This is a genomic window from Advenella mimigardefordensis DPN7 (genome assembly GCF_000521505.1).
GTDB classification, from domain to species: domain Bacteria; phylum Pseudomonadota; class Gammaproteobacteria; order Burkholderiales; family Burkholderiaceae_B; genus Advenella; species Advenella mimigardefordensis.
Genome location: NZ_CP003915.1, coordinates 1,232,747 through 1,247,011 on the forward strand (window position 1 = coordinate 1,232,747; position 14,265 = coordinate 1,247,011).

Annotated in this window: 15 protein-coding genes; all 15 read left to right on the forward strand. The window is 51.4% G+C overall.

Annotated features, from left to right (window positions below; translation table 11 throughout):
- Positions 1-114: 114 nt before the first annotated feature.
- The 15 genes from MIM_RS05780 to MIM_RS05855 all read left to right on the forward strand — a co-directional run bounded on the left by MIM_RS05780 (position 115) and on the right by MIM_RS05855 (position 13,803).
- Entirely contained in the window at positions 115-600 is a 486-nt protein-coding gene (locus MIM_RS05780) for a phage tail tube protein (RefSeq protein ID WP_025371816.1), read from the forward strand.
- 9 nt (positions 601-609) lie between these two features.
- Entirely contained in the window at positions 610-987 is a 378-nt protein-coding gene (locus MIM_RS05785) for a hypothetical protein (RefSeq protein ID WP_025371817.1), read from the forward strand.
- A gap of 2 nt (positions 988-989) precedes the next feature.
- Entirely contained in the window at positions 990-1,301 is a 312-nt protein-coding gene (locus MIM_RS05790) for a phage tail assembly protein T (protein ID WP_025371818.1), read from the forward strand.
- Complete coding sequence (locus MIM_RS22040) at positions 1,302-4,028, forward strand: tape measure protein (RefSeq protein ID WP_025371819.1); 2,727 nt, start codon at positions 1,302-1,304, stop codon at positions 4,026-4,028.
- 40 nt (positions 4,029-4,068) lie between these two features.
- A complete protein-coding gene (locus MIM_RS05800) occupies positions 4,069-4,506 on the forward strand; it encodes a hypothetical protein (protein ID WP_025371820.1) in 438 nt (145 codons plus the stop codon).
- Positions 4,507-4,595: 89 nt separating this feature from the next.
- Positions 4,596-5,090, forward strand: a complete 495-nt coding sequence (locus tag MIM_RS05805; RefSeq protein WP_144084594.1) for a hypothetical protein — start codon at positions 4,596-4,598, stop codon at positions 5,088-5,090.
- The gene (locus tag MIM_RS05810) at positions 5,087-5,590 is read left to right on the forward strand and encodes a hypothetical protein (protein WP_025371822.1); all 504 of its coding nucleotides are present in this window, start codon (positions 5,087-5,089) and stop codon (positions 5,588-5,590) included. The genes MIM_RS05805 and MIM_RS05810 overlap by 4 nt, the downstream gene beginning before the upstream one ends.
- Positions 5,587-5,955 (forward strand): NlpC/P60 family protein, encoded by a 369-nt coding sequence (locus MIM_RS05815; protein ID WP_025371823.1) that lies wholly within the window; start codon positions 5,587-5,589, stop codon positions 5,953-5,955. Before MIM_RS05810 ends, MIM_RS05815 begins: the two co-directional genes overlap by 4 nt.
- Entirely contained in the window at positions 5,952-8,810 is a 2,859-nt protein-coding gene (locus MIM_RS05820) for a host specificity factor TipJ family phage tail protein (protein WP_025371824.1), read from the forward strand. Before MIM_RS05815 ends, MIM_RS05820 begins: the two co-directional genes overlap by 4 nt.
- A 58-nt stretch (positions 8,811-8,868) precedes the next feature.
- On the forward strand, positions 8,869-11,205 hold the full coding sequence (locus MIM_RS05825; RefSeq protein ID WP_025371825.1) for a hypothetical protein: 2,337 nt from the start codon (positions 8,869-8,871) through the stop codon (positions 11,203-11,205).
- A 473-nt stretch (positions 11,206-11,678) separates the two neighbouring features.
- Positions 11,679-12,077, forward strand: a complete 399-nt coding sequence (locus tag MIM_RS05830; RefSeq protein WP_025371826.1) for a hypothetical protein — start codon at positions 11,679-11,681, stop codon at positions 12,075-12,077.
- A gap of 238 nt (positions 12,078-12,315) precedes the next feature.
- Positions 12,316-12,735: a hypothetical protein gene (locus MIM_RS05840; protein ID WP_025371828.1), complete on the forward strand. Its 420-nt coding sequence runs from the start codon at positions 12,316-12,318 to the stop codon at positions 12,733-12,735.
- On the forward strand, positions 12,722-13,111 hold the full coding sequence (locus MIM_RS05845; RefSeq protein WP_144084596.1) for a hypothetical protein: 390 nt from the start codon (positions 12,722-12,724) through the stop codon (positions 13,109-13,111). The genes MIM_RS05840 and MIM_RS05845 overlap by 14 nt, the downstream gene beginning before the upstream one ends.
- Positions 13,074-13,559: a lysozyme gene (locus MIM_RS05850; RefSeq protein WP_222836919.1), complete on the forward strand. Its 486-nt coding sequence runs from the start codon at positions 13,074-13,076 to the stop codon at positions 13,557-13,559. Before MIM_RS05845 ends, MIM_RS05850 begins: the two co-directional genes overlap by 38 nt.
- The gene (locus MIM_RS05855; protein WP_042070017.1) at positions 13,552-13,803 is read left to right on the forward strand and encodes a hypothetical protein; all 252 of its coding nucleotides are present in this window, start codon (positions 13,552-13,554) and stop codon (positions 13,801-13,803) included. Before MIM_RS05850 ends, MIM_RS05855 begins: the two co-directional genes overlap by 8 nt.
- Positions 13,804-14,265: the final 462 nt, after the last annotated feature.

Here is a 14,265-nt window from a genome sequence, read left to right on the forward strand (position 1 = left end):
CGGACCCGCATGCCGGGTGGTGTGGCAGGGGTGCAGTCTGATGACTGCCCCCTATGCCGATTCCCGTTTCACCCCTGCCGCCTTGTGCGGCTTTTTTATTTTAAGGAGCCACAAATGTCCGTATTGGCACAAGGCACAGACTTCTACGCAATTGACCCTGCCGACGGCAGCCTGATTGACGTAGGTTGTATTACTTCACTCAATGGCATCGATGATGCGATTGACCAGATCGAAACCACTTGCTTGCAGAACAAGGAGCGCACATACCGGGCCGGTCTCTCCACTCCCGGCACCGCGACTTTCGGCTTGCAGATCGATCCAGCCAATGAACCCGACCACGTCCGCTTGCACCAGCTGAAGAAAGAGGGTGCCACGATCCGATGGGCTGTAGGTTGGTCCGACGGCACTGCCGCGCCAACGGTTGGATCTGATAGTTCTGGTAATGACATTTTCGTCCTGCCCACGACTCGCACATGGCTGACGTTTGAAGGCTATATGTCTTCTTTCCCGTTCGCGTTCGAGACAAACGCAGTCGTATCGTCCGAAGTCGGTATTCAGATTTCCGGACCCATCGACCTGCTTCCCAAAACCACATCGTAAGGGTTCGCGATGAATCTACAAGACCTCATTGACAAGGGCGCTCTGGTCCGAGAGGGAACGGAGCGCAAAACCGTCGTGTGGAACAACGGAACCGAGGATGTCAAATTTGACGTTCTGGTCAAGCGGGAATGGACGGTCGCTGATTACGAAAGTGTCAGCGGGTACATGAGCAAGGCCGACAAGGAAGATATTTCCCTGTTGGCAATGCGCGTCCACCGCATGACTCGTCAGTCGGACGGAACCAAGTTTCCATTGGAAGCGTGTTTGCGTTTCAAGGTTTCGTTGCTGCAGGCTATCTGTGAGGCGATCAATCAAGTCGAGGTTGACGTTAAGGAGCCTCCGACAAAAAAGAGATCAGCACCACGGAAGAAGTCCTCTGCCAATTAGTTTTGAACGGCATCGGCGGTCGCACGATCGCTGAATGCCGGGAGAAGCTTAGTTATCAAGAGTTCCTGCTGTGGTGCGCCTATATAGACAAACACGGCAGTCTAAATATAGGCGACCGGATCGAACACAGTTCAGCGATTGTCGCCGCTGTGAACGCGAATATCCACAGCAAGAAAAAGCACAAGATCACTGACTTCATGCCGCATTTTGAAGCCCCTGACGATAAGCAAGTCTTGAGTCCGGAGGGGCTTGCAGGAAGATTGGCCGCCGTATCGGTCCCGAAAAACGAAATGAGATTAAGAAAGGATAAATAAATGGCAGCTCGTACAGTTGGCGTCCTTTCGATCGACCTTGTTGGCAACATTTCGGGGTTCGATAGGTCCATGAAACGCGCCACGATGTCCGCTGACACGTTCGTCAAGAAGATCACCGTCGGTTTCAATGGGCTATCCTCCACGCTTTCCCGTATGGCGGGGCCGTTGGCAGCATTCCTTTCTGTTCGTCAGGTGGCGCAGTATGCCCAAGCCTGGACGGAACTGAACAACCGACTGAAGTTGGTTACAGCGACGAATCAGGACTTGGCACAGGCGAGCAAGGATATCTACTCCATATCCCAGCAAACCGGTCAGGCGCTCTCCGGAACGTCAGAGGTTTATTCTCGGATTGCCAAGAACGCCACGACTTATGGATTGTCGCTGCAGGACGTTGCGAAGATTACCGACACAGTTTCAAAATCGGTTGCCATTTCCGGCACTTCCGCTGAGTCTGCGGCTGCCGGCCTGATGCAGTTCGGTCAGGCTCTTGCGTCCCAACGTCTGGGCGGTGAAGAACTGAATTCCATTCTGGAGCAGACTCCAGGTCTGGCGCTGGCGATTGCGAAAGGGCTGGGTGTTCCTGTTGGCGCCCTGAAGGAAATGGGCAAGCAGGGCAAACTGACAGGGGATGCTGTAGTCGCTGCGTTGCAGAAGGCTGCTGGTTTCATTGATACGCAGTTCAGTAATATCACCTTGACGGCAAGCCAGAACCAGCAACGCCTCAATAACGCACTTGAGCGGTATGTGGGCATCCTTGATACGGAGCTGGGCGGATCCGTTGCATTCGGAAATCTGATGAACTCGATTACTGGTTATATCGAGGATCAGACAGAGAAAATTGACGATCTGATTGTTGATATTGATTGGTTGGTAGATCAGTACGATAAGGTGACAACGGAAATCGGTGATTTCTGGCGGAATCTCACCGAGGGGTTACCGGTTGTAGGCGAAGAAACGAACGCTACAGTGTCTGTCATGGAACGCAGTTTTGCCGACTTCATCGTGGCGACACTGGAGGAATTCCAGTACTTTTTGAACACTGTCTCAGGCGTCTTTGCGGCTCTTGACGGGGCAAACCAGTCCGTTACATATAATCTTGGCGTTGCGTTTGAGAATGCATTTCTCTGGATCAAAAAAACTGCAATCGACGCGATTAACGAGATTATTGTCGCGCTGAATCAGTTAGGAAATATTGAGATTTTCGGCCAGAAGATGGGCGTGAATATCAAGCAGTTGGATCAAGTCAAAGGAGAATACAAGGAATTTTCCAACATCGTGACCGATCTGCAGCGTGGCTTCGAGAACGGATCCAAAACATTCACTTTTGCCGATGCTGCGCGCAACAGCCTGACAACGCGCCGTAATCTGGAGTGGATCAGCAAAAATTACGGCGGGGACGGGGTAGGTGACGGAACGCGGCGCGATATCGATACCGGAACTCCCGGCGGAGCCACTGCTGCGGGTGGGAAGAAGAAAAAAAAGGGGCGAACCGGTAAAACTGACGAAGAAAAAGCCTATGCCCGCGAGCAGAAACAATTTGCCGATTGGGTCAAGCGTCAAAATGAACGCATCGCCATGCTCGGCACTGAAACTGAGTTGGAAAAGCTAAACGCCGAATTGAAGCTGGGCAACTGGTCGAAGTTATCCGACGCTCAGAAAGAGCAGATGCGTCAGTTGGCCGATCAGGTGGATAAAGCCGAAGAATACAACGACGTACTTGAGCGTATGAGTGAAATCACCGGCGACAAGCTGATGAAGGAGCATTTGAAGGACGCCAAAGCCCTTGCGATGGCTTGGCAGGCTGGAGCGCTCTCGGTCGATGCATACGTCAATCGCATGAACAAACTGAACATGGAAGGCGCGGAGGAACGGATCAGCCGTGGAATGGGTTCATCTCAGGATATGTTGCAGTCGATTCTGGGGAAATACAGCGATGGGTTCAATAGTACCCAAGAGGCAATAGCTGATTCGCTCGGGGCATCATTCGCGGATCTATCGGACGGAGCGGGCGACACGCTGGGCCAGATGATCTTCTATGGCGATGAAGCCAATGCCTCATTTTCGGATATTGCTAAGACCATTGGCGTCGATATGGTCAAGGCTTTGGTCAAGATGGGCATTCAGATGCTGGCGCAAAAAGCGCTGGGTACGGCGATCAATACAACTAGTACCGCAGAGGCGACCGCAACAGGCGCCGCTGTGACCTCGGCTATGACACCCGCAGCGGCCACCGCTTCGGTTGCTACGTTTGGTGGCGCAGCGGCTGCTGGTCTGGCTGGCTTGATGGCGGTTATGGCGATTCTGCCCGCGCTGATGGGCGGCTTTGCAGAGGGCGGCTATACCGGACCAGGCGGCAAATACGACCCGGCAGGCGTTGTCCACGCTGGCGAATACGTTTTCAATGCTCAGCGCGTGCGTGAAATCGGCCTCAACAATCTGCGCCGGCTGGATCAGATGGGTGGTTTTGCGGAAGGCGGATATGTCAATTCTCCGAACGTATCAAGTTCGGTTGCCAGCCTGACATCAGGCGCGGGCACTGGAGAAATAAAAGTCGTCAATCAGACATCAGCCAAAGTCGGATCAGCGGTGGAATCACGCGGCCCGGCAGGCGAGAGAATTGTCACGCTCAGAGAGAACGAGGACTACATCGCATCGCAGTTAGCAAACCCGAACTCAAAGATCAGCCGGGCGATCGGCAAAAATACCCACGCGAAGAGAAGGTTTTAAGTAGAATTGACTTTCAAATATTAATAACCCGGAGAGAGTCGTGAAGAAAGCCATTTTGTTATTGGCTGCGGTGCCACTGATGTCCATTGCGCAGCCAAAAGAAGTCAAACGGAATGAATTGGAAAAAATCGTCCATATTGAATCCGCAAAGTACGTTGGGTATGACGTAGTTGCAAGGCGGTATGGTAATGCGAAGGTAGAAGTAATTTATAAAAATGTCTCGGATAAGGCTATCAATGGAGTCAAGATTGTGATTGACACTAGAGATATTTTTGATGATCGATTAACGGGTACGTACTTCAAGGACGATAAACCACTCGCGCCAGGAGAATCTAGAACGCGCTTGGAGAAGTTCGGTGCTGATCAAGACAAATTCAAAGATAAGCCGGTAGATAAGATAACCGCCGAGGCATACCCAATTCAGATCATTACCGGAGATGGACAGAATCTGAAAGACGATTCAGTTAACACTCTTTAGGAAGTAATTAAGCATTAACCAAAGGCCACCTTTCGAGGTGGTTTTTTTATGGCCGTTCCATTTGGAGCGGATTTTTTTATGGGACAAAGATGGCCGATCCATTACGTTTGCCTTCGGGTTTCTGCCCGATTATCTCGGCTTATTCCGGGTCCGGTCCGGGCGGGGTGTCGCGTAGCGAAGTTGAGGGCGGGTATCCGCGTTATTCCCTGATCTGGGATGGCGGAGTAATGCAGATTGCGCTGACGCTGCGGCTTGCTCAGGATGAGTTGTTTGTCTGGGCCCACTTTTTCCGACTGATTAAGAAAGGTGCAGAGCAGTTCATTTGCCCGATAGATACAGGACTTGGGATGAACGATCACCTAGTCAACATAGTTCCTGATTCGTATTCCACGACCCGCAATGGCCTATTTACAGATGTGTCATTCACGGTCGACGTTGAACCAGAGGTCTACAAATCGACCGAAGAGCAGTCTATGGACATCGTTCAGGCTTGGGAAGTGATTCAACAGTATCCAATGATGCTACGGGCACTCAAACGCCTGGAAATCTCCGCCAACTATGACGTACAGGCGTTAAACGAATGAGCCTCAGAGAAGAATTGCGCGTCTGGCTGGCTTCGGCCCCGCAGGTGGTGAGAAGGATTGTCACTGTCGAGATCGCTCATTCCGATCTCACAAAAACCCGCTACTGCTGCAATAACGGCTTTCCGGTCACGGCATGGGCAGACGGCGAAATGCGCGAACATGAACCGACGAACTTTCTGATCGAACTGGCGAAAACGGATAACTCGCTGGATCAGGATTACACGATGACGTTTGATCTGACCGACCGGCAGGACGAATTCAGGAATGAATTGAAGCGAATTCCTTTCAACAGCCCCAATCCGGTGAGAGTGACGCTGCGCGAGTTCTTATCAAATGATCTGTCTTTACCTATGTCTCCGGATGTTGTGCTGGATTTGGAGAAGATCGCCTATACCCGTGGCGCTGCCTCATTCAGCATTTCATCCCCACGCCTCAACAAAACATCCACTGGCCGCACCTATTCACCCCGGTTCATTTCGTCTATCAGGGGCTTCCTGTGAACGTACGCAAGTACCAAGGCACCAGTTACAAAAATCCGCCGTGCTGGCGCCTGGTTGCCCATGTGCTGGCGGATCGCGGGGTGAGTTTGCCCGACTTTTCACCTGAGCAGGCAAGCCATGAGGATATCGCAACAGCCTTCCGGATCGCCATTCACAACGCGCCGGGCTGGGCAGAGCGTGTTGCCGCGCCGCAGGATTACGACATGGTGCTAATGGCCCGATGCGAGCGCATGGACTTTCACCATATCGGAATCTGGTGGCAAGGGAAGGTACTGCATGCGCTGCCATCCGGAGTTTGGTATCAGCCGGCTTCGCTGGTGAGGGATGAATTTCGTAAACCGTTTGAATTTTGGCGAGTGAAATGAGGGTATATCTCTTTGATGATCTGACCGACCGTTCCAAGTGCCGGGAGTTGGAATATTCCTGCCCGGCCGAGTTCTTGCTGCGTCACTACGGTGAGCGCTGCCCATCGGGTAAGTCGGTACAGATGTTCGACAAAGAGCCGTCTATGGAAACGGCAATCCCGATGGATCCGGCTGATCCTCTGTCCGAAGATGCGCTTCTTTGTGATGATTATGAATACATCACCGTGCTCGAAAGTCCGGGCGACCCATGGACAATCGGTGCCGCCGTCGTGGCGCTGGTGGCCGCTGCCGTGGCAATCAGCATGGCGAAAAAGAAGGTCGCTGCAGCCGATAATGTTGATCGCGGGCAATCGTCTGACAATAACAGCCTGTCGGATCGGTCCAATAAGGTCAGATATAACGAACGGATTGAGGATATTGTCGGAAAGGTCTTGTCCGTACCATCCATGGTGGCGCCTACGTATACCAAGATTGATTCAAATAAGCAAGTTCGGTACGAGATAGGGCTGTACTGCGTGGGGCGAGGGTATTACGAGATTCAGGACGTGAAAGAGGGAGATACCCTGCTTTCTGATATCACTGGGTCATCTGCTAAGTTCTACGACCCATTTGGTGCGCCGATGGAGAACTCCGCGCCATCGATGACGGTGGGGGATGCATCATGGAGTGAGCCGGTCCTGCAGGCGCGACGGTGCGAACAGTTTGAATCGATCGTTTTGAAAGCGCCGAATCAGGTGCAGTTACCCAATGCCGTGCGGTCAGGGTATCGGTTCAATGAGCCGGGCAACGACGAAAGCGCCACGTATTCGAGCATCACGCAGACCAATCAGGACGGGATGGCAAACTTCTCTGAAATCTTCCTTGTGGGGGATCAGGTGGAGGTGAGCGGGGCGGCTGGTCCGGATCGTCCGGCGGTGTCATTCACAATTGTTCAATCAAGCAACGTTGAAGATTCGTTCACGCTGGCTTTGACGCCGAGCGGGATACTGGTTGGCGACACGATCAATGTTACCGGGTACATACTGGCTGATTCTGGCTTGAACGGCACGTACACCGTCGCGTCGATCACCGGAAATAAGATATATGTCGTCGAAAATTTTGCTATCAGCAGCACGCAGACCGCTACGCTCACTCGCCCGTATATCCCGCCTGTTACGTCTCCCAAGAATGGCACCTATGACGTGCTGGAAGTGGGCGACGGCTATATCGTCATTGACAACACAACATGGTCAGGCGACGAGCAGATCAACGCCCGTGTCCAGCGTGTCGGCGCTACAGAGTGGACGGACTGGGCAACCCTTCCTGATGCAAATTTGATGGGGGTTATTGCCAATCTGACAGCAAATGCCGGGATGTATCGCAATTCCGCTGAAAACGGACTTTCCTTCCTGACAACGTTTGTTGAGATGCAGTATCAATCGCTTGACGCAGCAACATTGGTTCCGACAGGGGCGATTACCACATTGACTAATCAGGTTGACGGTGCATCTAAAAGTTTTCGTGGGAAAACCCTTGAAATTCAGGGATTGACAGCAGGCCCGAGGCGTATTCGTTTCAGGAGAACGAACAATTTTGATTACGATACGGATGATGTTATTCAGGATGAAGTGACGCTTGAGACTGTCTTTGCTTGCTCTCCGATCATTCAGGCCAATTTCGGAGATGTGACTTTAGTTTATACGAAGACTGAATTCACACGACAAGCCGTAGCGATAGGTGAACGTCAACTCAATATGGTAGCGTCTCGAAAAATTCCTATCTACGATCAAGAAACCAGAACTTGGTCTGGTGTCATTAATGAAGATGGCTGGCATTCGTCAGGAACCCTATACCCCGCGAGGGATGTTCTGAACATCATTCCATTCGTCTATCAGGATCGCTACATGGGCAATCGCCCGGTTTCCGAGATTGATATGGATTCACTTGCAGCGGCTGCGAACGCGCTGTACGCCATCCATCCCGATCTCCCGACCTGCGACTACACCTTCGATGACACGGAAATGTCAGTTGAGAACCATCTTGCACTGATTGCAGATGCGGCCAGCATGACTTCATACCGTCAGTATGGAAAGGTTCGCTTTGAGCCGGATGTCAGGAAAGACGCGCCGACTATGCTTTTCACGCACCGGAACAAGAAACCGGCTTCGGATGTTGTTACTCGGACGATGATTTCTGATGGCTATGACGGCATTGAATTCAAGTACGTGTCTCCAACGTCCGTAGGATCACCATACCGCACCGAAACGATCATTCTGCCGCTGGATGGCAATTACACGAAACTCAAATCATTCGAAATCCCGGGCTTCACCGGGTTCGCAAAGTCCTGGCTGCGGGCGAATCGGGAATACCGAAAGTTGATGAATCAGCGCCAGATTACCGAGTTTGGCGCGACCAATGATGCTCGGATGCTCGTTCCCGGCTCAATGATGGATTCTGTGGATAACACGACGTTCCAGTCGAATGACGGGGAGGTGATGGGCGTATCAGGTCTGACATTGACGCTCTCGCAGCCAGTCGTGTTTACGCCCGGGCAGACGCACTACATCGTGCTGATGCGTCGCAACGGATCGCTGGAGTCAATCCAGTGCACACCCGGCGCCACCGATAAGGAGGTCGTGCTCGCGAACCTTCCGAGTGAGCCAATCGTTTCCGACGAGAACCGCTTGGAAGGCATCCGGACGATCTACAGCTTTGCCGCCGATATCGACAGAGAAGGGCAGTATTACACGGTAGATGATATCGACCCCACTGACCCTGAATACATCGGCGTCAAAGGATCGATATATCTGGATATGTATTACGAAATGGATTACCAGCCGATTCCGGATGAGACGGTAACGATTAATCAGTATTGAAGACCACCAGCAACACACAGCCACCTTACGAGGTGGCTTTTTTTATGGAAGAACGAAAATGGCCGTGATAGACATTCCTGGCTTCATCGAGAAGCTGAATAACGGTGAAATCGACCTCGATACGTGGGCGGCGATTGTCAATGCCAATACGCTGACAACGATGACCCGCTTGAACGGCGCCGTTAACACGTGGTTCGGCCTTCAAGCCGCCCTGTCCGCTGCCACTGGCCTTGTCTACACGTCCAAATCAGCGATGGATGCAGCGCCTGGAACGATAGCAGGGCAGGCCGCCCGAGTCACCGAAGGCTCCGACAAAGGCCTGTACCTGTGGTCTGGGTCTGCTTGGGTTAAGACGAATGATCCGCTATTTAATGGCCCACTGTATACAGCACAAGGTGCAGATTTCCCATTTTTATACAGCCAGCGGGGCGGGGCAACATATCCGAAAAACGGGATAGCTGATAGGTCTTTCCTGAGCGTATTGGTCATTGGCCCTCAGTCTCTAATCAAGGGAAAGCTATTCAAAATATCCTACCTTCAAAACATGGCCGTTCTGAGCGGTGTTGCCGCAAACGGGATACGAATTGAGGAATTTGAAGCCAGCACTTTTTCGAGTTCCGGAACGGGTGTCAGCATTCATGCCCCCACGGATACCCCAGCTTCGTATGACAGATCAAATCCTCAAATTCAAACTTTTTTCATTCGCCCCCAAGAGCGTCCCGGGCTATTAATTTCGGTCACGCTTGACCCTAATCAACTACCTCCCGCTGGCACGGTCTTGAATATGAGTCAGACCGTTCACAACGGATACAGCGCGGTTATTGACCCCTCTTGTTACATCATTACATCAAACGGCGGGCATGAAATAAACATAGGGGATGCATACCCACTGAAATCTATGTCTCGTGGGGGGCTGGTGTCTGCCGCTTCAAATATCGCGAATAACGCATTTCTGAATATATCGGTTTCTGGCCCGGCGGAGGAAATGGATGGCAAATTATATCGTCTGTCCTACTTGCAAAACAAAGCCGAGCTTTCTCACGGTTCTGTTAATGGCATTCGACTAGAAGAGCATGACGCGGCCACATACGCAACAGACCCAAATCCAGACCTTGACGCTGTAAGCATACACATTCCTTCTGACGCACCCGCTGAATACGATAAGTCGCTCGGGGGGATTCAAACATTTTTCATCACTCCCGCCAGACGGCCCAATCTGAGGTTCATGGTTCGCCTCAATGTTGATTTTCTCCCTCCTGAAGGAACGCAATTGAATATGTCATCAAACGATGTATTCGCTGGCTGGTCTTGGGTCATTGACCCTTCTTGTTATGTCCCTGTAGGGATTTCAGCATCTAGTGGTGAAGAATGGAATAAACCTATGTACGCTTCATACACCGCATCCACAAAAGAGATGAAAACGGTTTCCCCCGTCTCTGAAAGTGTATTAAATCAATTTATATTCCGTCCCAATGGATACAACAACCTCCCAAATCCCAGGGGAATCGGAGAGGCGCCCTACGGTAATCCAGAATCGGCAACGTTCAATAACTTCAACTTTGCTGACTCGGAATGGTTCGGCGTGATGCATCTGCGTGCCGTCAATAACACCGATGGAAACAACAGCCGCTGGGCGACTGGCGGCAATCACGGCACTAACGGCTCTGCCTCGGGTCCACAAACGGCCCGTTGTCTAGTGCACAAAGTGTACTCAGAGGGTCAGGAATTGAAGTCTGACTTTTCGGGATACGTTGATAATGTGCAGATTCAATTCACGAATGAATTGATGGGGTATAACACAGTCGGATTGAGTCGCTATATCATGCGACAGACCTTTTGGGTGAATATCATTGGAAATACCTGCGCAGTCCACGCCAAATATACCGCCTTAGAGGATTTGTATGTGCAGCGCGATAGTGGATTACAGGTAAACAGCCAAGGGTACACCGATACGATTCTTTATGCTGGCGGAGCAAATACTGAAAGGGTCGTGTTCGATTCAACAACATCGGACAGCGGCGCAAAAACTATCGCTCCAGGCGCATGGGCAATGGTCATGAAGGGTCAACATGGTCAGTTATGCATGTGGATGGACCGTTCATTCGGACTTGCTGCTGATTTGTCTCACGTTGATGATACGCAGCCGTTGATTCGATCCTCCAAAGGCGTCAGTCTGAAAATGTATAACTCTGTTGTCTACGATGTCGGAATCCCTCCTGAGCCAGCCGAAACGGCTTTATTCATGAACGCCGGAGACTCTTACGAATGGCGTGGTGGATATGCTTGGGGTATACCTGAGGAAGTCGGAGGAGTGGACAGCATTATCAGAATGCTCATAGATCAAACGTCCAAATTCGCCACGGTTTTTCCAAACGGCAGTTTCGATAAAGGGTAAGCCGCCCCGAACGGGTATTTTTTCGCCCAAATGCGAAAACGTCCCGGAGAGGGTTAAAAACCGGGACGGTGCGCAGTGGGCTCCCTTACCTCTAATCTGCGCACGTCTTCAAGTTACTACCGCTCGACAGTGGCGGTCAAATCAAGAAACGTAAATTAAAACGCCCCGCGCAGACATGACGTGAAGGCGCGGGGCGAGTGCACGGATGGATAGGTGAGTATTCATTCGTACGAGTCCATGGTAGGACAGCGAGAATGGGTCTACAAGCCTATTCATCGGAATTTCACATTGTTTGACAATAACCTTAAAGGCAAAAACGCCCCTGGATGAATTGGACAGGGGCGTTTACAAGTGGGCTACTAGAAATAGACTGCTTGCGGATGAAATTTTATAAAACCGAGTAGTAATTGACCAATACGGGTTAACCCGTAAATCGCCCCGGCTTCGGCTGGGGTTTTCTTTTGGAGCCGCCGATGGGTGGCATTTTTATTGAGGCTCGCATGGTCGAAGAAACGTTATGGGAAAAGGCAAAACGGCATGGGCTTTTGACGCTTTTCAGTGCTGCGGCATATGTCGTTCTGGGCTTTTTGGCAGGCCAGGCTTATCAGGCAGACCAATTACGCAAAAAGTCTGATGACGACCACCAAAAGGCTTTGCAGCAGGTCAAAACGGACGTTTCTATATCCGTCAAATCGGAGTTGAAGCCTATTCGTGAGGGATTTCAAGGTGACCTTAAGGAGGCGATGCTGATGTGTCGGGAGGCTTCATTCAGAAGCATCAGAGCGGCCAATACCGTCAAAGAGGCGTCAGACACAGCCAGCGGCGTATTCGATGCACAGAAAGAAGCACTGAAACGGGAGTTGGACAAATGAAGCTATTAGCCATCATTGCCGCCCTGGCGCTGGTCGGGTGTTCCGCTTCACCTCCCAAAGTCGAGCGATACAAATTTATCCCGGTTGAGGTCGTCAAGACCAAGACCAAAACAAAGACAGTCACAAAAATGGTTCCCCGTGACTGTCCGTCTCTTCCTGATATACCCGACACAGCTTCCCCGTCCGATGTGACCAACTGGGCCGTAACTGTGGTCCGCATGTATAAGGAGTGCGCCAAATGAGTACCGCAACGATGGTGATCCGCGTCAAACAGTTTCTGATAAAAGAACGCTTCGGCGAAATGATTAATCTGGCGTTGTACATCGGCTGGGCGATCGCGCTTCTCGCTGACGGCCGCATGCTCGATATGCATGCCTTTCGTGGTTTCGCGGCCCCGGCCTGGACATACGGGCTACTTTTCGTAGGGCTGGTAATCCTAACGTCAATAGGGCTTTTCCAAATTTGCTGGTGTCGCAAACTGGCGTCAATCTCAATGATGGCCGGATCCGCAGTATGGCTGCTGGTTGCGGTTCAATATTGGTATTCATATCCGCCATTCCAGCCCGAAATGCAGGTTTGCCCGATCCTGGCCATCATGGATTATTTCCTGGCGTTGGAGTTCGAAAAAGAATCTGAACGCTGGGGTGATGATGTATGAGCTCTTCACGATACATGTCTGGTTTTCCATTGCTGGCGGCGCAGTCGGCGGCGTCAGATCCCTCTACGACAGCAAGGGCGAAAAACGACCGACCGGTGAAATTGCCGTTGATTTCCTGATTTCCATCATTGCGGCCGTCTCCTTTAATTCCTACGTTTTTGACCCGGATACCGTCAGCCCATTTGTCTTTTTGGGCATTGGCGTGCCATGCGGCGCCTGTTCGCGTATAGGCCTGCAGATCATCAGGAGCGGCGCGCTGAACTATCTGCGTAACAAATTTGACAGTCTGCTCAATGCAGCGGCTACGCGGATTATTAACTCTCAACAGGAAAAATTTGATGAACGAAGAAATGAAGATAAGCCAAGCGGGGATTGATTTCATCAAGAGCTACGAGGCACTACGCCTGCAGGCTTACGACGATGGCGTAGGCGTCTGGACAATTGGCTGGGGACACACAAAGGGCGTCAAGAAAGGTGACAAGATCACCGTTGCCCAGGCTGAACAGTATTTACGGGATGATCTGGTGCGGTTTGAGAAAGCCGTCAATGAATGGGTAACTGTTCCATTGCAGCAATCCCAGTACGATGCCTTGGTTTCGTTTGCTTTTAATGTCGGCACCGGGAATCCTGATCCGAAATACGGCAAGACGGGGTTCTACTGGTCCACTCTGCGGCGACTATTGAACGAAGGCGACTATATCGGCGCGGCCAATGAGTTCCTGCGCTGGGATAAGGCTGGTGGGAAGGTACTGGCCGGGCTGACTCGCAGGCGCAAGGACGAATACAACATGTTCTTATTCAGGGAGGGGTTCAGCCATGAATGAACTATTCGGAAGGATATGGGGATATATCGCCGGCGCCGCTGCGCTGATCGTGGCTGCGGCTGGCTTGTACCTGCGGGGCAGGAGTACGGGGCGGTCGGATGAACGCCAGGAGCGCGATGCAGCCGTGGCGAAGCAGCAAGCCCAAGCACAAAAGATCACAAGGAAGAACGCGAATGAAACCAATATGGCTACTGACGATGCTGTTGATGCTGAGCTTGAGCGCGACTGGATGCGCAAACCTTGAGAAGGTCGGCATTGAATTTTGTCCCAATACCAAACCTTTTGTATTCACAGACAAGGCTGAAATTCAGGCAACGCCCATGCCGGTGAAGCGCCAGGCGCTGGAGCATAACCGGAACTACCGGGATTTGTGCGAAGCTCAATGAGACCTGATAACAGATTGTGCTTCGATTTCGTCCCAGAACGACTTGCCGCACAGAGCGCAGCGATCTTCATATCCGGGATCACATAAAATTTCAGTTATTTCTCGAGCGTCAGGAAACGAATTCACCACTTCGGATGAGCAATCATTGCACACATACGAATTCAAATAGTAATCCTTGTTTCCAGGAGTTCGCTTTCGAATAGCGTATTTCTTCATGACATTTCCATGGATTGTCATCATGAAGAATAAATACTATGATCCGCACCAATTTGAAAATCAGGGTTTGTACTTATTTTGCAGAATTATTCTTCGATTGGTGAT